This is a genomic window from Micromonospora auratinigra, assembly GCF_900089595.1.
Taxonomy (GTDB): Bacteria; Actinomycetota; Actinomycetes; order Mycobacteriales; family Micromonosporaceae; genus Micromonospora; species Micromonospora auratinigra.
In genome coordinates this window covers 3,606,357-3,624,932 of the sequence record NZ_LT594323.1, presented here as the reverse complement: position 1 = coordinate 3,624,932, position 18,576 = coordinate 3,606,357, and the positions used below count along the sequence as shown (strand labels likewise).

Here is an 18,576-nt window from a genome sequence, read left to right as displayed (position 1 = left end):
CGCCGGCTGCGGGTCGCATGCCGGAAACCTGCGCGAAACGGACCTCACTTAGCGTGGCGGGATGCTGATCGAAGCGCGTCCCGTCACCGATCCCGAGGTCGCCGTCCTGGTCACGGCCCAGCAGCGGGAGCTGCGCGCGGCCGACGGAGGACTGGACGGCCAGGTCACCGTCACCCACGACGACATCCGCTACCTGGTCGTGGTGGACGCCGGGCGGGTGATCGCCTGCGGTGGGATCCAGGCGCTCTCCGCCGACACCGGCGAGCTGAAGCGGATGTACGTGCGCCCGGCGCACCGGGGTCGGGGAGTGGCCCGGCAGTTGCTGGCCGCCCTGGAGGAGTTGGCCTTCCGGCAGGGGCACACCACGCTCTGCCTGGAGACCGGCAGCTACCTGCCGGCCGCGATCGGCCTGTACCGCTCCTGCGGCTACCGGCCGATCCCGGTGTACGGCGAGTACGTGGACAACCCGTACAGCGTCTGTTTCGCCAAGCGGCTCCCGGTCGCCGCCTGACCGCGGCGGGGCGCGGTCCGGCGGCGGCGGGGGTCAGGCGCCGGTCTCGGCGTGCGCGGCGGTGACCGGCTTCGACTCCGGGCTGGCGTGCTGGCGCAGCACGATGCTGAGCAGGATCAGCACGCCCACGGCGAGGAACTCGCTCTGCCAGTTCTGCATCGACTGGAACCAGAAGTCACTGGTGCCGAGGAACTGCCAGGCGCTGATCGGGGCGGCGCCGCTCTGCAACGCCTGCTCCTGGTTGTACTCGACCACGCCGCCGAGCAGGTGGCCGAGGAACGAGCCCGCGAAGATCAGCAGCAGCGCGATGGAGAGACTGTTGCGGTAGATCGCCAGCGGCAGGCCGCCGACCCGGACCGGCCAGGGGGACGCCGGGGTGGCCCGGCGCGGGTCGTCGTCGGGCCGGTCGGTCTGCCCCTCGGGCTTCGACTCGGCCGACCCCTTCTGCACCAGGTACGCGGTGAGCAGCACGTAGCCGCCCATCTGGAGGAACTCCGACTCCCAGTTCTCGAAGACCGCCTCGGCGAAGTGCCCGGTGCCGAGGTACGCCCACCAGCTCAGCGGGGTCGCGCCGTACTGGGTCAGCTCCTCGTTGTGCACCTGCCAACCGAACACGCTCTGCAACACCAGGAAGATCAGGAACGCGCCGAACATGGCGACCGTGAGCGCGTTCCCCCGTATCCACCGCGGCATCGCCGGACCTCCTCGTCAGGGTCACTCACCGTGATGCCCTGTCGTTGCCCCGGGCAATGATCACGCAAACGCCGCACCGGCGTGTCCCGGCCCGGTCCACCCGTCCGGGTGAACCGGCCGGTCAGGGCCGGTCGATCGGGATGTCCAGCCGGCCGCCGGTGCCCCGGTCGTTGGAGAGCAGCAGGCCCAGGGCCAGCATGCCGAAGCCGAGGAAGAGGTGCAGCCAGTTGTCGGCGTCGTTGACCGGCACGAAGTTCGCCGCGCTCTCCCGGTCGATGGCGAAGCCGTAGAGCCAGAGCGCCAGGTAGGCGGCACCGCCGCCGGCCAGGAAGAGCCGCGCCCCGCCGACCCGCCGGGCCAGCACCAGCCCGGTCAGGCCGAAGAGCAGGTGCAGCAGGTTGTGCAGGACCGACACCTGGAACAGGCCGATGAGCTTCGCGCCGGAGTGGTGACCGGCGAAGGCCAGGTCGCCGTAGTGGGTGGTGAAGCCGGGGACGAACCCGAGCACACCGATCAGCACGAAGACGGCGGCCACCGCGAGGGCGGCCTTCTGGACCGCCGGCCGGGGCCCGGCCTGGGGGCGTCCGCGCACGTCCCGTGCCATCGCTGTCACCTCCGTGATCACCCCGCCGTCGGAGCGGGCGGACCCTCCATTCTGTGACCGGGACGGGGCGCTTCCGCAGAGAAATGACGAATCGTGCATGGACCACCCGACCGGGGGTAGGTCATCAGTCACGCCGACGACACGCCGGCGTGATCCCCCGAGCACAACCGCTACGACCATCCGAGCGGAAGGGAAACCATGACTTACGATCTCTCACCCACGTCGGGCACGTACGAGTCCAGCAACGGCGGCGGGGTACGCGACCAGGCCCGTCAGGTCGGCTCGGAGGCTGCCAACGCGGGCGGCGCGGTCGCCCGGACCGCCAAGGAGCAGGGCAGGGAGGTGGTGGGCGAGGCCACCCGGCAGGCCCGCAACCTCTACGGTGAGGCCCGCACCCAGTTGGCCGGCCAGACCAGCCAGCAGCAGCAGCGGGCCGCCAGCGGCCTGCGCTCGCTCGCCGACGAGATGCGCTCGATGGCGCAGAACGGCGGCAGCGCCGGCCCGGTCACCGAGCTGGCCCACCAGGCCGCCGACCGGGTGCACGGCGTGGCCGGCTGGCTGGAGCAGCGCGAGCCGGGCGACATCCTGCACGAGGTGAAGAACTACGCCCGCCGCAACCCGGGCACCTTCCTGGTCGGCGCGGCCCTGCTGGGCGTCGTCGCGGGCCGGCTGACCCGCAACATCGCCGCCGTCGGCGACGGCACCGGCACCGGCACCGGCCAGCGGGCGTACGACCCGGACCGGACCGCGGTCATCCCGACCCAGGCGGGCCTGGGCGACCAGGTCCCGGCGGGCGGCTACCTCGACCCGACCCCCGGCACCTACGCCGAGCCGGACCCGGGCTACTCGGCCCCCGGCGCGACGTACCCGACCGGTGGCGCGCCCAACACCTGGGCCGACCCGGAGGGTGGCACCGGCCAGCCGCTGCCGCCGGTGAGCCAGACCGACCCGCTGCCGGGCGTGCCGTCCAGCGGCGTGACCCGTCCGTGAGCCGTTCCGGCAGAAGGGAGGCGACGGCATGAGCATGCCGACGCAGGGACCCGGCCTGGACCCCGGTTACCAGGCCGCCGGTGCTCCGCACAGCGCGGAGGAGGTGCGGGGCAGCTCCATCGGTGAGCTGATGCGTCAGGTCACCACCGACCTCTCGACCCTGATGCGGCAGGAGGTGGAGCTGGCCAAGGCGGAGATCCGTCAGGAGGGCAAGAAGGCGGGCAAGGCCGCCGGTTTCTTCGGTGGCGCCGGTTTCGGCGGCTACATGGTGGCGCTCTTCCTCTCCATCGCGGTGTGGCAGTTCCTCGACAACGTCATGGACTCGGGCCTGGCCGCCCTGATCGTGGCCGTCGTCTGGGCCGCCGTCGCCGCCGTCCTCTACTCGATGGGCAAGAAGAACGCCGAGCGCATCCGTGGCCTGAAGCAGACCAACGACAGCGTGCAGCGCATCCCCGACGCGCTCAAGCCGCACCCGGAGGGAGTCACCCGATGAGCACCGATCCCGACCAGATCCGCCGGGACATCGAAGCCACTCGCAACAACCTGAGCTCGGACGTGGACGCCCTGGCGTACAAGGTCAGCCCGAGCCGCATCGTCGACGACCGCAAGCAGCGCGTACGCAGCGCGCTGACCAACGTGAAGGACAAGGTGATGGGAAGCGCTTCGGATCTCGGCCACAGCACCGGCCAGCACGCGCACTCGGTGGGCGACCACGCCTCCTCGGCGGCGTCCACCGTCAGCGACAAGGCGCACGCCGCCGCCTCCACGGTCAGCGACGCCGCCCAGCGGGCCCCGCAGGTGCTGCGGGAGAAGTCCGAGGGCAACCCGATCGCCGCCGGCGTGATCGCCTTCGGCGTCGGCATGCTGGTCTCCTCGCTGATCCCGGCCACCCGGCGCGAGCAGCAGGTCGCCGCGCAGGTCAAGGAGAAGGCCAGCGAGCACAGCGGGGTGGTGAAGGAGAAGCTCGGCGAGGTCGCCGGTGAGCTGAAGGAGGAGCTGCGCGGGCCGGCCCAGCAGGCCGCCCAGTCGGTGAAGTCGACCGCGCAGGACGCCGCCCAGACGGTCAAGGAGGACAGCCGCTCGGCCGCGCACGACGTGCGCGACACCGCGCAGCAGTCGCGCGAACAGGCGTCGTACTGACCGTCCTCGTACGCCGCAGCTCGCGGCCACTACCGGCACCCGCCGGGGAGTGGCCGCGAGCTGTCGTGTGCGCGGGCTCAGCTCGGCCCGGGCGCGGGATGCCGGGCCGGGTGGGTGTCGCCGGCCGCCACCCAGAGCCGTAGCTCGTCCGGGTGCCGGTCGAACCGCGGGGTGGGTCGCTCCGCCGGGTGGCGGACCATGCCGGCCAGCCGCCACCCCACCTCGACGCCGGCCACCGTCGCCGCGGCGGCCCGCAGCCAGCGGGCCCGGTCCGGGGCGGCGAGTGCGCCGGCCACGCCCACCAGCAGCGTGAGCACCCGCGCCGCCCGGATCGGACCGGGGGATCCGGCGGGAACCGGTCGCCCGCTGCCGGCGGGTGCGGTGGGCGGGGCCCCGGTCTCGGGGTCACGGGCCGGGGCGGTCATCCCGCCACCCGACGGTACGGTGGAGCTGCGCAGGTCACGTCGCCTCCTCGGGCCGGAACACGGTCCCGCCGGCTGCCCGATTTCCCGGTGATCAAACCATTTTCCTGTTCCACTGGACCGGCCTCGGGTAGCGCTCTCGGAGTCGCACGGTCCACCCCGGACGCACGTCCGTCGATTCGAACGCCAGGGCCGGGGTAGGACCTCCGACATGCCCGCCGAGATCGATGACCCGCCGTCCCGGCCTGTCGTCCGGGCCTTCGGCGGCAGCGCGATCGCCGTGGTGGTGGCCGGCACGGTCGCCCTGCTGACCGGGCAGCTGTGGCTGTTCCCCAGCCTCGGGCCGGCGATCATGTCGCACGTCGAGCAGCCCGGCAAACCGGAGTCCTCGCCCCGCAACACCGTCATCGGGCACCTGGTGGCGCTGCTCGCCGGGTACGCGATGCTGGTGGTCACCGGGCTAGCCCGGCACCGCTCCGTACTCGACGAGGGGGTGACCCCGGCCCGGATCGTGGCCGCCGCCGGCTCGCTCGCCGTCACCGCCGCGGTGCTGGTGCTGCTGAGGGCCGCGCACCCGCCGGCCGGGGCCAGCACACTGATCGTGAGCCTGGGGCTGCTGCACACTCCGACCCAGCTGGTGATCGCGTTCGGCGCGGTGCTGCTGGTGACGGCGGTGGACCTGCTCTTCAACCGGGCCACCGGCCGGCAGATGCCGCTGTGGTCGGCCCCGGAGCGGCGGTGAGCAGACAGCCCGTCGTCGCCGGTCAGCCGGTGCGGCGGACCGCGTCGACCAGGAAGCCGCTGGGCGGCAGGGCCGGCATCCGGCCCAGGTCGAGCGCCAGGTTCTGCGGCGGCACCCGGTAGCTCATCGCGCCGGTCAGGGTGCCGACGGCCCGCTTCATCAGCTCGATGGTGACCCACTCGCCGGCGCACCGGTGACCGGTCCAGTGGTCGCCGCCGCCCTGCGGCACGAAGGTGTACGGGTCACCCGGCCAGCCGGCGAAGCGTTCCGGCCGGAACCGCTCCGGCTCGGGCCACAGCTCCGGGTGGTGGTCGGTGGCGTAGAGGCCGAGCAGCACCCGCCTGCCCTGCGGGAAGGGGTGGCCCTGCCACTCGAAGGAGCGCCGGACCCGGGCCGCGGCCACCGGGAAGAACGGGTAGTAGCGGCGTACCTCCTGCACGAAGGCCTCGGTGGCGGTGTCGTCGCCGCGGATCCGGTCCTGCCAGCCCGGGTGGTCGTGCAGGGCCAGCGCGGCGAAGACCACGAACCGGTCGATCGCCACGGTGGGGCGCAGCACGTTCAGCAGGTCCACGGCGGCGATCCGGCGGGGCAGCAGCCGCCCCCGCTCGTCGCGGTACTCGGCGAACACCCGCAGCGCGCTGCCCGCCGGGGCGGGCAGGCCACCGCCGCGGACCCGGTCGACGAGGTCACCGATCCAGTGCTCGGCCCGGCGGCGGGCCAGCACGCCCCGCCAGTACCGGGGCCCCAGCGCCGCCGGGCCCTCGATCATCGCGTGCAGCTCGGCGGTACGCCGGGCCACCTCCGACTCGGCCAGCGGCACCCCCGCCCAGGCGCAGACGGCCCGGGTCAGGATCCGCCCCACCTCCTCGTAGAGCGCCACCGGGCCGCGCTCGCCCCAGAGCGGGATCCGGGCCCGCCACTCGTCGTCGAAGAGCTGCCCGAGGTGGCGGATCCCGGCCGGCGTCATGATCGACATGAAGGCGGCCTTGCGGGCCCGGTGCGCCTCGCCGTCGAGGCCCTGCACGCCACCCACCCCGGTCAGGGTGCGCTGCCCCCGCATCGGCATGGCACCCCGGCGGACGAACCGCTCCGGATCGTAGAAGAGCTCGGCGGCGGCCCGCCCGCGCAGGCAGATGGTCGGCTCCAGCAGCAGTCGGGTCTGGAAGACGTCACTGCCCAGCCGGTCACAGCGGTCGCCGACGAACCGGTAGCCCGAGCGGAGGAACGCCAGCGTGCTCTCCGGGCTGCGGTCGGTGGGAATGGCGCTCATCGGCTGCTCCTGACGGGGCGGCGGCACGGTCGACGGGCTTCTACCCCGGTCACGGCGGGTGAATCCCGTCCATCGGGCGGCCCTGCCACATCGGCGCGGCCGGGGGAGGGGCCAGCAGCGCCGCCGGAGCTGGCCCCTCCCGGGACGGCGCCGAGCTGGTTTCCTCGGGTGCGGGACCGGCGGCGGGCCGGTCCCGCACCGACGGGAACGGGGAGGACCGATGCGGGACAACAGGGCCGCGCACTGGCGGCAGCGGCGGGTGGCCGGCGGGCTCGGGGCCGGCCGGGGCGACGGCGACCAGCCGTTGCTCGCCCGGCCCCGGCGGGCGGTGGCGCGACCGCCCCGGTTCTTCACCGTGCACCTCGGGTTCGAGGCGGCCGACCCGGCCGTCGCCCGCGAGCTGGCCGTCGCGTACGCCGAGGCGCTCGGCCTGCTCCGCCCGGAGCTGGCCCTCGGCGCGGCGGCGCTCTCCCCGGCCGACGCCTGGCACCGCGCCGAGCGCCTCTTCTGCGGCGCGACCGGCCCCGACGGCGAGCGCTGCGCCGACGTGGCCGGTCACCCGGGCTTCCACCACGCGCCCGGCCCCGGCGGCCTCGGCTGGGGCGACGGTGACTGAGCGCGCCGGGGCCCGTCGCGCGGACTCAGTCCAGGTCGAACTCGCCGTCCTGGGCGCCGGCGACGAAGGCGTCCCACTCGGCCTGGGTGAAGACCAGCACCGGGCCGTCCGGCTCGGCCGAGTTGCGCATCCCGATCAGGTCGTCGACGAAGGCCACCTCGACCGCGCTGTCGGAGGTGTCCCCCTCGGCCCGCTGCCAGACGGCCCGGGAGAGGTCGAAGTCGCCCTTGGGATGCTGACCCATCGTTGTTCCTCCATCGCTTTGCGTCTACAAGGGCGTCCGATCGGACCCCATCGGGCAGGATAAGCGGATGCCGAGCCTGACCCGTGTAGAGGCGACTGCGCGTGGCGCGTCGATCACCGTCGAGTCCTATCAGGTGGACCTCGACCTGACCGGTGACGGTGAGACCTTCCGCTCCACCGTCACCATCCGGTTCCGGGCGACCCCCGGGGCCGACACCTTCGTCGAGGCGCAGCCCACCCGGCTGCTCGCGGTCGGCCTCAACGACCGCGACCTCGACCCGGCCCTGCTGGTCGGGAACCGGTTGCCGCTGAGCGACCTGGCCGCGACGAACACCCTCACCGTCACCGCCGAGATGGCCTACTCGAACACGGGTGAAGGGCTGCACCGCTTCGTCGACCCGGCGGACGGCGAGACCTACCTCTACGCGATGTCGTTCCTGGACAACGCGCAGCGGATCTTCGCCGCCTTCGACCAGCCCGACCTGAAGGCCCCGGTCACCCTCGGCGTCACCGCGCCCGCCGACTGGACGGTGGCCGCCAACGGCGCGGTCGCCGCCCGGCCCGCGCCCGGCCGCTGGGAGTTCGCCCCCACCGCGCCGCTGGCCACCTACTTCGTCACGCTGATCGCCGGCCCGTGGCACGTCCGCCAGGACGAGCACGACGGCATCCCGCTGGCGCTCTACTGCCGGCGCTCGCTCGCCGCCCACCTCGACGCGGACGCCGACGAGATCTTCACCGTCACCCGGCAGTGCCTCGACCGGTTCCACGGGCTCTTCACCGAGCGCTACCCCTTCGGCAAGTACGACCAGGCGTTCGTGCCCGAGTTCAACGCCGGCGCGATGGAGAACCCGGGCCTGGTCACCTTCCGCGACGACCTGGTGTTCCGCTCCGCCGTCACCGAGACCCAGCGGGAGGGGCGGGCCACCGTCATCGCGCACGAGATGGCCCACCAGTGGTTCGGCGACCTGGTCACCATGCGCTGGTGGGACGACCTGTGGCTGAACGAGTCCTTCGCGGAGTACCTGGGCACCCGGGTCACCGCCGAGGCGACCCGCTTCACGCAGGCGTGGACCACCTTCGCGCTACGCCGCAAGGCCTGGGGCTACGCCGCCGACCAGCGCCCCTCCACCCACCCGGTGGCCCCGGAGGAGGTCGCCGACGCCGCCGAGGGCCTGCTCAACTTCGACGGCATCTCGTACGCCAAGGGCGCCAGCGTGCTGCGCCAGCTCGTCGCCTGGCTCGGCGACGACGCCTTCCTGGCCGGCCTGAACGCGCACTTCGCCAAGCACCGGTTCGGCAACGCCACCCTCGCCGACCTGCTCGACAGCCTGGCCGCCGCGAGCGGGCGGGACCTCACCGGCTGGGCCGAGCGGTGGCTGCGCCGGCCGCAGGTCAACACGCTGCGGATGGAGACCGCGGTGGACGCCGACGGGCGGTGGACCGGGGTGAGCGTGGTGCAGACCGCGCCGCCTTCCCACCCGGTGCTGCGACCGCACCGCATCGAGGTCGCCCGGTACGCCGCCGACAGCCCGGTGCGCCGGCTGCGGGTGGACGTCGACCCGGACACCGACCAGGGGCGTACCGCGCTGACCGAGCTGGTCGGCGAGCCCGCCACCGGCCTGCTGCTGCCCAACGCCGGCGACCTCACCTTCGCCAAGATCCGGCTCGACCCGGCCTCCGCGGCGGCGGTGCCGATGCTGCTCCCGGGGCTCGGTGACCCGCTGGCCCGGGCGCTGCTCTGGGGCGAGGCGCTGGACGCCGCCACCGACGGCGAGCGGCCGGTGGCCGACGTGGTCGGCCTGATCGCGGCGGCGTTGCCCGCCGAGACCGAAGTGATCATCGCGGAGGACGTGCTCGCCCTCAGCCGCAACCTGGTCGACCGCTACCTGGAGCCGCTGGCCCGGGAGGCGGCGCTGCTGCGGATCGCCGGGGCGTGCGCGACGCTGCTGGCCGGTGCGCCGGCGGGCGGCTCGCTGCAACTCGCCGCGGCCCGGGGGCTGCTGCGGGCCACCACCGACACCGGCCTGCTCGCCGGCTGGCTGGCCGGCGAGGGCGTACCGGAAGGGCTGGCGGTCGACGCCGACCTGCGCTGGGAGCTGCTGCACCGGCTGGTGGTGCTGGGCGCCGCCGGCGAGCCGGAGATCGCCGCCGAGGCGGCCGCCGACCGCAGCGCCACCGGTGCCGAGCGGGCCGCCGAGTGCCGGGCCGCGCTGCCCGACGCGGACGCCAAGCGGCGCGCCTGGGAGCTCCTCATCCACGACACCGAGCTGTCGAACCGGCTGGTGGAGGCGACTGCGGACGGGTTCTGGCAGCCCGAGCAGGCGGAGCTGACCGCCGGGTACGTCGAGCGGTACTTCACCGACATGCCGGCGGCGGCGCGGCGGCGTACCCCGTGGGTGGCGGACCGGGTGGCCGGCGCGGCCTTCCCGCGCTACGCCGTGGCGCAGCCCACCCGGGAGCTGGCCGCGGCGCTGCTCGCCCGCGACGACCTCACGCCGGGGCTGCGCCGGCGGGTCGTCGACCTCGACGACGACCTGCGCCGCGCGCTGGTGGTCCGCACGGCGGTGGCCGCCGCCGGCGCCTGACCGGCCCGCCGGGGTGGCGCACCCGCCCAACGGGTACGCCACCCCGGCCCGGCTCAGCGGACGGTCACCGGCTCGTCCCAGTCGATCACGTAGCGCTGCTCCGGGCCGATCGTCTTCTCCGGGTTCATCGCGGCCTTGACGAAGAGCGGCATCAGCACCGGCATGATCGCCCGGGCCACCGGGCCCGGCGCCTTCGTCCGGTTGATCTTCGCGGCGCGGGCCGCGACCCGCTCGACCCGCTCCCGGCGCAGCCGCTCGTACGCGGCGAAGGCGGTCGACACGTCGGGCAGGTCCCGCAGGCAGCGGGCCAGTTGGACGGCGCTCTCGATCGCCAGCGCGGCACCCTGCCCCGAACTGTTCGAGGGGGCGTGCGCCGCGTCGCCGACCAGCACCAGCCGGCCCCGGTGCCAGTGCGGCACCGGCGGCATGATGTGCAGCGACCCCACCACCTGGAGTTCCGCCGCCTCGCTGGTGCGCATCAGCTCCCCGCCCGGCGTGTCGTCGGCGTACGCGGCGCGCAGCGTGCGCAGCCATTCGGCCGGCGGTACGGCCCGGGCCTCGGCGAGGCTGAGCGGCCGCTCCTGCGGCAGGTTGACCCCCCACCGGGTGCCGCCGCCCGGCTCCGGCCAGTAGAGGTAGTAGCCGCCCCGGCCGAAGGCGAACGTCATGGTGCCGGGCTCGGCGGCCACCTCGTGCCGGGCCACCGCCTCGAAGCCGAGCAGCCCGGTGAAACGCGGGCCGGGGGCGTGCGGGTCGATCAGCGTCCGCACGGTGGAGTGGATGCCGTCCGCGCCGATCAGCACGTCGGCGGTGGCGGTGCCGCCGTCGGCGAAGGTGGCGGTCACCGTGTCGCCGGTCTCGCGTACCCCGACCAGGCGCCGGTTGTGCTCGACGGTGACCCCCTCGGCGGCGGCCCGCTCGTGCAGCACCCGGTGCAGCGCGTTGCGGTGCACCACCCGCAGCGGGGGCACCCCGGCGAGGCCGGGCAGCGGGACCTGCCGGCGGCCGGCGGCCAGCACCTGCCGGTCGATTCCGGTGGCGGCGGCGGTGACCGCCGCGTCCGCGCCCACCAGGCGCAGCGCGGCCACGCCGTTGGGGGCGAGGGCGAGCGTGCCGCCGATGCCGTCGGTGGTGCTCGGGTACGCCTCGTACACGGTCGCCGTGATGCCGGCACGGCGGAGCGCCAGTGCGGTCACCGGGCCGGCGATGCCGCCGCCGATGACGATCGCGGTGCGCACTCTGGACACGGTCCCTCCCAAGGGGTCGTCGGTGGTCGTGCGTGCCGAACCACCTGACGGGAGCGCCGGTATCCTCGTGGATGCCGCTCCGGGCCGGGCGCCGTCAGGTGTCGGTTCGGGGTAAGGGCCCCGGTCCGGTGTTGGCGCACCGGGCCGGGGCCGTCCTGTCAGGGGGCGGGTTCGCCCCCTCCGGTCGGTCCCGGGTCGCGCGCGCCGGCCTCGTGGTAGGCCCGCCACTCGCCCAGCCCGGGGAAGCTGCCCGAGACCAGCTCGGCCAGCAGGGCGCGGAGCCAGCCGGCCTCCGCCTCCCGGATCGTCAGGTCGTACTCGTTCTCGATCAGGAACAGCCGGGGCACCTGCGCCGCGTGCCCCGCCAGCGCCGCCCGGTCGCGCCGGACGCCGTCCTCCACCAGCGCCAGCCGCGCCTGGAGCAGCGCGACGGCCTCGTCGGGGTGCAGCGCGGCGAGCACCGACAGGCCGGCCCGGAAGGACGACTCCTCGGTGACCGGGGCGGCCACCAGGTCACGCGCCCAGTCGACCAGCTCGGCCCGACCGTCGGCGGTGATCCGGTAGACGGTGCGCTCCGGGCGTCGACCCTCGCGGACGCTCGCCACGGGCTCGATCAGGCCGTGCCGCTGCATGTTGCGGACCACGGTGTAGAAGGACCCCCACTTGATCCCCATGTCCTGGTCCTTGCCGCGACCGCGCAGCGTGGTGGCGATCTCGTACGGGTGCATCGGCCGCTCGACGAGGACGGCCAGCACGGCCAACGCCGTGAGGTTGCCGACCTTCCGTCGCCCTGCCACGATCCCTCCCTGATGCTCGCCACCGATTACTCGTGGACGAGTATAGGGGTCGGGATCGACTCCGGGGAAGGGTGCGACCGGGGTGACCGGCGGGTCGGCCTAGGATCGCGGGGTGGAGGAAGACATCCGGCGGGTCGGCATCATGGGCGGGACCTTCGACCCGATCCACCACGGGCACCTGGTGGCGGCCAGCGAGGTCGCCGACCGGTTCGGCCTGGACGAGGTGGTCTTCGTCCCGACCGGGCAGCCCTGGCAGAAGGCGGACGAGCCGGTCAGCCCGGCCGAGGACCGCTACCTGATGACGGTCATCGCCACCGCCTCCAACCCGCGCTTCCAGGTCAGCCGGGTCGACATCGACCGGGGTGGCCCGACCTACACCGTCGACACCCTGCGCGACCTGCACGCCGAGTACGGCCCGAAGGTCCAACTCTTCTTCATCACCGGGGCCGACGCGCTGGAGCGCATCCTGTCCTGGAAGGACCTGGACGAGGTGCTCGCGCTGGCCCACTTCATCGGGGTGACCCGGCCCGGCTTCGAACTCACCGACAAGCACCTGCCCGCCGACACGGTCAGCCTGGTGCAGGTGCCGGCCATGGCGATCTCGTCGACCGACTGCCGCGCCCGGGTGGCCCGGGGGGAGCCGGTCTGGTACCTGGTGCCGGACGGTGTGGTGCAGTACATCGCCAAACGGCGGCTCTACCAGCGGTGATTCCGCCCGGATCGCGGGCTTTCGTCCCGGTAACCGACCAGAACTGACAAGTCGTCGTCCGGCCGGGTGTGAGACGCTTGGAGGGTCGCACGGTTGATCGAAGGAGAACGGTGACAGTTTCCGAACGCGCTCACGAGCTGGCGATGGCGGCGGCCCAGGCGGCGGCCGACAAGAAGGCGCAGGACATCGTCATCATCGACGTGGGCGACCAGCTCGCCATCACCGACGCGTTCCTGGTGGCCTCCGCGCCCAACGAGCGCCAGGTGCTGGCCATCGTCGACGCCATCGAGGAGCGCCTGCTGGAGCTGCCGGAGAAGGCCAAGCCGCTCCGCCGCGAGGGCGAGCGGGGCGGTCGCTGGGTGCTGCTCGACTACGTCGACATCGTGGTGCACGTGCAGCACACCGAGGAGCGCGAGTTCTACGCCCTCGACCGGCTCTGGAAGGACTGCCCCCAGATCCCGTTCGTGGACCGGGACCTCGCCGACTCGGCCGCCGGCACCGCCAGCGCCGAATGACCCGCCTGATCGTCTGGCGGCACGGCAACACCGACTGGAACGCGGCCAACCGGGTCCAGGGGCAGACCGACGTACCCCTCAACGACCTCGGCCGGGAGCAGGCCCGGGCGGCCGCTCCGGTGCTGGCCGGCCTGCGTCCCGACGTCATCGTCGCCAGTGACCTGAGCCGGGCCGCCGACACCGCCGCCGCCCTCGCCGCGCTCACCGGCCTGCCGGTGCGCACCGACGCCCGGCTGCGCGAGCGGCACTTCGGGCAGTGGCAGGGCCTGCACCTCACCGAGGTCGCCGAGCACTTCCCGGCCGAGTACGCGCGCTGGCGGGCCGGCGACCCCGACCCCGGCGCCGGCCTGGAGACCCTGGACGACCTGGGCAAGCGCCTGGGCGCGGCGTTCCAGGACGCCGCCGACCTGGCCGCCGGCGGCACCGTCGTGGTGACCACCCACGGCGGCGGCGCCCGGCAGGGCGTCGGGCACCTGCTCGGCTGGGACCACGCCGTGCTGCGCACCATCGGCTCGCTGGGCAACTGCCACTGGACCGAGCTGCGCCACGACGACGTCCGGGGCTGGCAGCTGCGCGCGCACAATGTCGGGCTCGTCACGCAGCCCGCGCCGGTCGACGCGGTCTGAGCCGTCCGGCCCGGGCGCGTCGGCCCCCGATCGGCTAGCGTGCCGGGCATGCCCGTCGCGGTCGTCACCGACTCCACCGCCTACCTTCCGCCCGAACTGGTGCGGGCGCACCGGCTCACGGTCGTCCCGCTGACCGTCGTGCTCAACGGCGCGGAAGGGCTGGAAGGGGTCGAGACGTTCCCGGCGGACGCCACCCGCGTGCTGGGCGGCCGGCGGGTCTCGGTGAGCACCTCCCGGCCGGCACCCGAGCAGTTCGCCGAGGTCTACCGCGCGCTGCTCGCCGAGGGCGCCGACGCGGTGGTGTCGGTGCACCTGTCGGCCGAGCTCTCCGGGACCGTCGAGGCGGCCCGGCTGGCCGCCGCCGAGTTCGGCGACCGGGTCGCCGTGGTCGACAGCCGCTCCACCGGGATGGGTCTCGGCTTCCCGGCGCTCGCCGCCGCGTCGGCCGCCGCCGGGGGAGCCGACCTGACCGGGGTACGCGACGCCGCGGTCGACGCGATCGGGCGGACCACCATCTACTTCTACGTGGACACACTGGAGTTCATGCGGCGCGGTGGCCGGATCAACGCGGCCGAGGCGCTGCTCGGCACCGCCCTCTCGGTGAAGCCGATCATGCACATGCCGGACGGCGCGATCGTGCTGAAGGACAAGGTCCGTACCGCCAGCCGGGGCGTGGCCCGCCTGGTCGACCTGGCGGTCGAGGCGGCCGGGGACGGCGAGGTGGACCTCGCGGTGCACCACCTGGCCGCCCCGCAGCGCGCCGGACAGCTGGTCGAAGCGCTCACCGAACGCCTCGGCGACCGGCTGCGCGACACGTACGTGACCGAGGCCGGGGCGGTGGTCGCGGCGCACGCCGGACCGGGCCTGGCCTGCGTGGTCGTCCACCGCCGTCCGGTGGGCTGACCCGGCCGCCGCGCGCCCGGCATTCGACGACACTGGACACCGTGGACGGTCCGCCGATGGTCCTGGTGCACGGCACCCGGCTCGCCCGCGCCCAGTGGCAGCGGCAGCTCGCCCCCTCGCAACCCGCTAGCACACCGGAGGCATGATCAGGTCGCGGTCCACAACCCGGACCGTCGTCCACAGGCGACGCCCGCACCGCTGACCGTGCGCCGGCCGCCGCCGTAGCGTCCCGAGCCGTGCCAGACGACGAGGACGCGAGGGTACGGCTACGCCTCTCCCGGCTCTTCGATCCGGTGGAGCCGCCACCTGCCGCGCCGACCCGGCTTACCGACCGGGTCACCGGTGACGGACGGGTGCCGTCCGGGGCGAGGTCGCCCGGGGCCGGCCCGGCACCGATGGGAGCGCCGCGCCGAGCCGACCAGCCGGCCGGGTCGCCGCCGAGGACGTCGCCTCGGCCGGACCGGCCACCGTCCCGGCCGTCCGACCCTGTTCGCGGCGGTACGCCGACCTCGCCCCGGGTTCTCGACGCCGTGGTGGGGCACGGCTCGGCCCCGGCCGCCTCCGCTCCCGGCGACCTGACCGGCACGTCTGATGGTCGGGCCGCCACGTCTGATGGTTGGCCGGCCACGTCCGACGGCCCGGTCGGCGCCGCCGCCGGTCGGCCCGTCACGCCGGATGGCCGGGCCGCCACCGCCGACAGCCCGGCTGTCGGGATCGAGGCCGAGGGCACCGGTCGCCCGGCGACCCGCCTGCCCGGGCCGGGGGCGTTCGACCCCGGCCGGCGGGGCGTGCGGGCCCTCGCCGTGGTGGCCGCCGTCGTGGTGCTGGTGGCCGGCGTCTGGGCCTGGCGGTCCCGCCCGCACGCCGAACCGGTCCGGCCGGTCGCGGCGCCCGAGACCTCGGAGCGGTCGCCCGCGCCGGTCGGCTCGTCCAACGCCGCCGCCCAGGTGGTGGTCGCCGTCGCCGGCAAGGTACGCCGGCCCGGCCTGGTCCGGTTGCCCGCCGGGGCCCGGGTCGCCGACGCGCTCGACGCGGCCGGCGGGGCGCTGCCCGGCGTCGACGTGGCCCTGCTGAACCCGGCCCGGAAGGTCACCGACGGCGAGCTGATCCTGGTCGGTGTCGCCGCCCCGGCCGCCCCGCCCGGCGCGGCCGGACCGGCGGCGGGGGCCGCGGGGTCGGGCGGCGTGGCGGGCGGGCCGGTCAACCTGAACACCGCCACCCTGGCCCAGCTCGACGCGCTGCCGGGCGTCGGCCCGGTGCTCGCCCAGCGCATCCTCGACCACCGGGAACAGCACGGCGGCTTCCGGTCGGTGTCCGACCTGCGCCAGGTCGACGGCATCGGCGACGCCCGGTACGAACAGCTCAAAGACCTGGTGACGGTGTGACGCCGCGGCGCACGCCGGACCGTCGGGCGGCCGCCACCGGTGCGCCCGACCCACGACGGGCCGTTGCCGCCGACGGGCCGCCCGCCGCCAACCTCCCCAACGGGCCGGCCGGCGCTGCTGCCGACCCACCCGACCTGCGGTTGGCCGGGCTCGCCGGGGCCGCCTGGCTCGCCGCCCTGGCCGGCCTGCACCGCACCGCCGGGCAGTCCGCCATCCTGGCCGGGATCGCCGCCGCCCTGGCCGTCCTGCTCGGGCTGCATCTCGCCGGCCGGCTCGGCCGGCCCGCCGTCCCGGTCCGCCGGTTCGGCTGGATCGCCGTCGCGGCGCTGCTCGGCGTGGTGTGCGGGGCCACCGCCACCGCCGCCCGGGTGGCGGTCCGCGACGCCGGTGCGGTCCGGGCCCTCGTCGAGGAACGGACCGTGGTCACCGCCGAACTGGTGGTCCGGGACGACCCGCGTCCGGTCCGGGGCGCGCCGGGCCGGTCGGTCACCCTCCTGCTCGGCGCCGACCTGCGTCGGCTCACCGACCCCGAGGGCCGTCGGCTGACCGGCCCGGTCCGTGGCCTGGTGCTGGCGACCGACCCGGAATGGCGCACCCTGCTGCCGGGGCAGCGCGTCACCGCCCGGGGACGGCTGGCCGCCCCGCGTGGTGGCGACCTCACCGCCGCCGTGCTCACCGCCACCGGTCCGCCCGTCCGGCACGGGCTGCCACCGTGGCCGCAACGGGCGGCGGGCGCGCTGCGTACCGGCCTGCAACGTGCCTGCGCGCCGCTGCCGGACGAGCCGGGCGGGCTGCTGCCCGGGCTGGTCGTCGGGGACACCAGCCGGCTGCCCCCGGCGGTCGAGGAGGACTTCCGGACCACCGGCATGACCCACCTCAACGCCGTGTCCGGCTCCAATGTGGCCATCGTCGTCGGGGCGGTGCTGCTGCTGGCCCGCTGGGCCCGGGCCGGGCCCCGGACGGCCGCCGTGCTCTGCCTGCTCGCCCTGGTCGGCTTCGTCATCCTGGTGCGGCCCTCCCCGAGCGTGGTCCGGGCCGCGGCGATGGGCGCGATCGGGTTGGCCGCGCTCGCCGCCGGTCGGCCCCGGGCCGCCCTGCCCGCCCTCGCCGCGGCGGTCACCGTGCTGGTGCTGGTCGACCCGGAGCTCGCCGGTGATCCGGGCTTCACGCTCTCCGTGTGCGCCACCGGCGGCCTGCTGCTGCTCGCCCCCGGCTGGCGGGACGCCCTGCGCCGGCGGCGGGTACCGGCGGGGCTGGCCGAGGCCCTCGCCGTGCCGGCCGCGGCCCAGCTCGCCTGCGGTCCGGTGATCGCCGGGCTGTCCGGGACGGTGAGCCTGGTCGCGGTGCCGGCCAACCTGCTGGCGGTGCCGGCCGTCGCGCCGGCCACGGTGCTCGGGGTCGCCGCCGCGGTGCTCTCCCCGGCCTGGCCGGCGGGCGCCGAGTTCCTCGCCTGGCTTGCCAGTTGGCCCGCCCGCTGGCTGGTCCTGGTGGCCGGGCAGGGCGCGCGGCTGCCCTCGGGCACGCTGCCCTGGCCGGGCGGGACGACCGGTGCCCTGTTGCTGGCCGCGTTGACCGTGGGTCTGCTGCTGGCCACCCGCCGGCCGCTGCTGCGCCGGCTGGTCGCGGTCGGGGTGGCCGCGGTCGTGCTCGGCACGCTGCCCGTCCGGCTGCTCGCCCCCGGTTGGCCGCCGCCCGGCTGGGTGGTGGTGGCCTGCGCGGTGGGCCAGGGGGACGCCGTCGTGCTCCCGGTCGCGGCCGGCCGGGCGGTGGTGGTCGACGCCGGCCCGGAGCCGTCCGGCGTGGACGGGTGCCTGCGCCGCCTCGGCGTACGGGAGGTGTCGCTGCTGGTGGTGAGCCACTTCCACGCCGATCACGTGGGCGGGGTGGCCGGGGTGTTCCGGGGGCGACGGGTGGCGGCGGTGGTGACCCCGGAGTGGGCCGAGCCGCCCCTCGGCGTCGCCCAGGTACGCGAAGCCGCCCGCGCCGGGTCCGCCGGGCTGCGTACGGTGCCGGTGGGCTGGCGGTGGCGGGCCGGGGGAGTGGCGCTGACCGTGCTCGGGCCGCCGTACCCGCTGCGGGGCAGCCGGTCGGACCCGAACAACAACTCGCTGGTGCTGGCGGCCACCGTGGCGGGGGTGCGGATCCTGCTGGCCGGCGACGCCGAGACCGAGGAGCAGCGCGCCCTGCTGGAGGCCGGTCCGGCGACTCCGCTCCGGGCGGACGTGCTCAAGGTGGCCCACCACGGTTCGGCGTACCAGGATCCGGAGTTCCTGGCCGCGGTGCGTCCCGCCGTCGCGCTGGTGTCGGTGGGGGTCGGCAACGACTACGGGCACCCGAACCCGGGCCTGCTGGACCGGTTGCGCCGCACCGGTGCCCGGGTGCTGCGTACCGACACCGACGGCGACGTGGCGGCGGTGCGCGACCGGGCCGGCCTGGCCGTGGTGACCCGGGGGCTCGGGCCGGGCCGCCGGGCGATGGCGCTCAGCGCCGAGAAGCTTGAAGGGATAGCGGGTGGATCGACTCAAATGTCTGGATTTGCGCTGAGTGCGGGCCGTGCCGTCACAGTCCCCGATGAGCA

General features: G+C 75.2%; 19 protein-coding genes and 1 pseudogene. 13 read left to right on the top strand and 7 right to left on the bottom strand.

Translation table 11 applies throughout. The features are described from left to right. Positions 1-61: 61 nt before the first annotated feature. Entirely contained in the window at positions 62-511 is a 450-nt protein-coding gene (locus GA0070611_RS16045; RefSeq protein WP_091664971.1) for a GNAT family N-acetyltransferase, read from the top strand. Between the two features lie 33 nt (positions 512-544). On the opposite strand, the gene GA0070611_RS16040 is transcribed toward GA0070611_RS16045, so the two are convergent. Then, complete coding sequence (locus tag GA0070611_RS16040; RefSeq protein ID WP_091664968.1) at positions 545-1,204, bottom strand: DUF6766 family protein; 660 nt, start codon at positions 1,202-1,204, stop codon at positions 545-547. 121 nt (positions 1,205-1,325) lie between these two features. Next, positions 1,326-1,808 carry a DUF4383 domain-containing protein gene (locus tag GA0070611_RS16035; protein WP_091664966.1) on the bottom strand — a complete coding sequence of 161 codons (483 nt, stop codon included), beginning with the start codon at positions 1,806-1,808 and terminating at the stop codon, positions 1,326-1,328. 198 nt (positions 1,809-2,006) lie between these two features. Here GA0070611_RS16035 and GA0070611_RS16030 point away from each other — a divergent pair, with 198 nt between their 5' ends. The 3 genes from GA0070611_RS16030 to GA0070611_RS16020 are packed head-to-tail and all read left to right on the top strand — an operon-like array spanning position 2,007 to position 3,938. After that, positions 2,007-2,798 (top strand): hypothetical protein, encoded by a 792-nt coding sequence (locus GA0070611_RS16030; RefSeq protein ID WP_091664963.1) that lies wholly within the window; start codon positions 2,007-2,009, stop codon positions 2,796-2,798. 28 nt (positions 2,799-2,826) lie between these two features. Further along, complete coding sequence (locus tag GA0070611_RS16025) at positions 2,827-3,291, top strand: phage holin family protein (RefSeq protein WP_091664960.1); 465 nt, start codon at positions 2,827-2,829, stop codon at positions 3,289-3,291. Continuing rightward, positions 3,288-3,938: a DUF3618 domain-containing protein gene (locus tag GA0070611_RS16020; protein WP_091664958.1), complete on the top strand. Its 651-nt coding sequence runs from the start codon at positions 3,288-3,290 to the stop codon at positions 3,936-3,938. Before GA0070611_RS16025 ends, GA0070611_RS16020 begins: the two co-directional genes overlap by 4 nt. A gap of 77 nt (positions 3,939-4,015) precedes the next feature. On the opposite strand, the gene GA0070611_RS16015 is transcribed toward GA0070611_RS16020, so the two are convergent. After that, positions 4,016-4,363, bottom strand: coding sequence for a hypothetical protein (locus GA0070611_RS16015; RefSeq protein WP_091664955.1), 348 nt, complete (start codon positions 4,361-4,363; stop codon positions 4,016-4,018). Positions 4,364-4,571: 208 nt separating this feature from the next. Here GA0070611_RS16015 and GA0070611_RS16010 point away from each other — a divergent pair, with 208 nt between their 5' ends. Next, positions 4,572-5,102 carry an HPP family protein gene (locus GA0070611_RS16010; RefSeq protein WP_091664952.1) on the top strand — a complete coding sequence of 177 codons (531 nt, stop codon included), beginning with the start codon at positions 4,572-4,574 and terminating at the stop codon, positions 5,100-5,102. Positions 5,103-5,124: 22 nt separating this feature from the next. On the opposite strand, the gene GA0070611_RS16005 is transcribed toward GA0070611_RS16010, so the two are convergent. Further along, positions 5,125-6,372 (bottom strand): cytochrome P450, encoded by a 1,248-nt coding sequence (locus GA0070611_RS16005; protein WP_091664949.1) that lies wholly within the window; start codon positions 6,370-6,372, stop codon positions 5,125-5,127. A gap of 220 nt (positions 6,373-6,592) precedes the next feature. Here GA0070611_RS16005 and GA0070611_RS16000 point away from each other — a divergent pair, with 220 nt between their 5' ends. Then, the gene (locus GA0070611_RS16000; RefSeq protein WP_091664947.1) at positions 6,593-6,988 is read left to right on the top strand and encodes a hypothetical protein; all 396 of its coding nucleotides are present in this window, start codon (positions 6,593-6,595) and stop codon (positions 6,986-6,988) included. 25 nt (positions 6,989-7,013) lie between these two features. Here the strand turns inward: GA0070611_RS16000 and GA0070611_RS15995 are convergent, their stop codons facing one another. Further along, complete coding sequence (locus tag GA0070611_RS15995; protein WP_067312494.1) at positions 7,014-7,232, bottom strand: DUF397 domain-containing protein; 219 nt, start codon at positions 7,230-7,232, stop codon at positions 7,014-7,016. A gap of 67 nt (positions 7,233-7,299) precedes the next feature. Here GA0070611_RS15995 and pepN point away from each other — a divergent pair, with 67 nt between their 5' ends. Next, positions 7,300-9,816 (top strand): aminopeptidase N, encoded by a 2,517-nt coding sequence (gene pepN / locus GA0070611_RS15990; RefSeq protein ID WP_091664944.1) that lies wholly within the window; start codon positions 7,300-7,302, stop codon positions 9,814-9,816. Between the two features lie 53 nt (positions 9,817-9,869). On the opposite strand, the gene GA0070611_RS15985 is transcribed toward pepN, so the two are convergent. Both GA0070611_RS15985 and GA0070611_RS15980 read right to left on the bottom strand, forming a co-directional pair. Then, complete coding sequence (locus GA0070611_RS15985) at positions 9,870-11,063, bottom strand: FAD-dependent monooxygenase (RefSeq protein WP_091664941.1); 1,194 nt, start codon at positions 11,061-11,063, stop codon at positions 9,870-9,872. A 158-nt stretch (positions 11,064-11,221) separates the two neighbouring features. Then, positions 11,222-11,860 carry a PadR family transcriptional regulator gene (locus GA0070611_RS15980; RefSeq protein ID WP_091664939.1) on the bottom strand — a complete coding sequence of 213 codons (639 nt, stop codon included), beginning with the start codon at positions 11,858-11,860 and terminating at the stop codon, positions 11,222-11,224. 112 nt (positions 11,861-11,972) lie between these two features. On the opposite strand from GA0070611_RS15980, the gene nadD reads away from it, so the two are divergent. The 6 genes and pseudogenes from nadD to GA0070611_RS15950 form a co-directional block, all read left to right on the top strand. Beyond that, positions 11,973-12,569 (top strand): nicotinate-nucleotide adenylyltransferase, encoded by a 597-nt coding sequence (gene nadD / locus GA0070611_RS15975; protein WP_091664936.1) that lies wholly within the window; start codon positions 11,973-11,975, stop codon positions 12,567-12,569. Positions 12,570-12,679: 110 nt separating this feature from the next. Then, positions 12,680-13,084, top strand: coding sequence for a ribosome silencing factor (rsfS, locus tag GA0070611_RS15970; protein WP_091664933.1), 405 nt, complete (start codon positions 12,680-12,682; stop codon positions 13,082-13,084). Beyond that, on the top strand, positions 13,081-13,710 hold the full coding sequence (locus tag GA0070611_RS15965; RefSeq protein WP_091664931.1) for a histidine phosphatase family protein: 630 nt from the start codon (positions 13,081-13,083) through the stop codon (positions 13,708-13,710). Before rsfS ends, GA0070611_RS15965 begins: the two co-directional genes overlap by 4 nt. 48 nt (positions 13,711-13,758) lie before the next feature. After that, positions 13,759-14,613: a DegV family protein gene (locus tag GA0070611_RS15960; RefSeq protein WP_091664929.1), complete on the top strand. Its 855-nt coding sequence runs from the start codon at positions 13,759-13,761 to the stop codon at positions 14,611-14,613. Positions 14,614-15,143: 530 nt separating this feature from the next. Further along, on the top strand, positions 15,144-15,998 hold the full coding sequence (locus GA0070611_RS15955; protein ID WP_231921140.1) for a ComEA family DNA-binding protein: 855 nt from the start codon (positions 15,144-15,146) through the stop codon (positions 15,996-15,998). A gap of 134 nt (positions 15,999-16,132) precedes the next feature. After that, positions 16,133-18,463: pseudogene (locus GA0070611_RS15950) on the top strand (ComEC/Rec2 family competence protein); the annotation flags it as partial. Between the last annotated feature and the right edge of the window lie 113 nt (positions 18,464-18,576).

What these genes read in the sequence shown, in the direction of transcription:
- GA0070611_RS16045 (WP_091664971.1), top strand. Translation starts at nt 62, where the DNA reads ATGCTGATCGAAGCGCGTCCCGTCACCGATCCCGAGGTCGCCGTCCTG.
- GA0070611_RS16040 (WP_091664968.1), bottom strand. Translation starts at nt 1,204, where the DNA reads ATGCCGCGGTGGATACGGGGGAACGCGCTCACGGTCGCCATGTTCGGC.
- GA0070611_RS16035 (WP_091664966.1), bottom strand. Translation starts at nt 1,808, where the DNA reads ATGGCACGGGACGTGCGCGGACGCCCCCAGGCCGGGCCCCGGCCGGCG.
- GA0070611_RS16030 (WP_091664963.1), top strand. Translation starts at nt 2,007, where the DNA reads ATGACTTACGATCTCTCACCCACGTCGGGCACGTACGAGTCCAGCAAC.
- GA0070611_RS16025 (WP_091664960.1), top strand. Translation starts at nt 2,827, where the DNA reads ATGAGCATGCCGACGCAGGGACCCGGCCTGGACCCCGGTTACCAGGCC.
- GA0070611_RS16020 (WP_091664958.1), top strand. Translation starts at nt 3,288, where the DNA reads ATGAGCACCGATCCCGACCAGATCCGCCGGGACATCGAAGCCACTCGC.
- GA0070611_RS16015 (WP_091664955.1), bottom strand. Translation starts at nt 4,363, where the DNA reads ATGACCGCCCCGGCCCGTGACCCCGAGACCGGGGCCCCGCCCACCGCA.
- GA0070611_RS16010 (WP_091664952.1), top strand. Translation starts at nt 4,572, where the DNA reads ATGCCCGCCGAGATCGATGACCCGCCGTCCCGGCCTGTCGTCCGGGCC.
- GA0070611_RS16005 (WP_091664949.1), bottom strand. Translation starts at nt 6,372, where the DNA reads ATGAGCGCCATTCCCACCGACCGCAGCCCGGAGAGCACGCTGGCGTTC.
- GA0070611_RS16000 (WP_091664947.1), top strand. Translation starts at nt 6,593, where the DNA reads ATGCGGGACAACAGGGCCGCGCACTGGCGGCAGCGGCGGGTGGCCGGC.
- GA0070611_RS15995 (WP_067312494.1), bottom strand. Translation starts at nt 7,232, where the DNA reads ATGGGTCAGCATCCCAAGGGCGACTTCGACCTCTCCCGGGCCGTCTGG.
- pepN (WP_091664944.1), top strand. Translation starts at nt 7,300, where the DNA reads ATGCCGAGCCTGACCCGTGTAGAGGCGACTGCGCGTGGCGCGTCGATC.
- GA0070611_RS15965 (WP_091664931.1), top strand. Translation starts at nt 13,081, where the DNA reads ATGACCCGCCTGATCGTCTGGCGGCACGGCAACACCGACTGGAACGCG.
- GA0070611_RS15960 (WP_091664929.1), top strand. Translation starts at nt 13,759, where the DNA reads ATGCCCGTCGCGGTCGTCACCGACTCCACCGCCTACCTTCCGCCCGAA.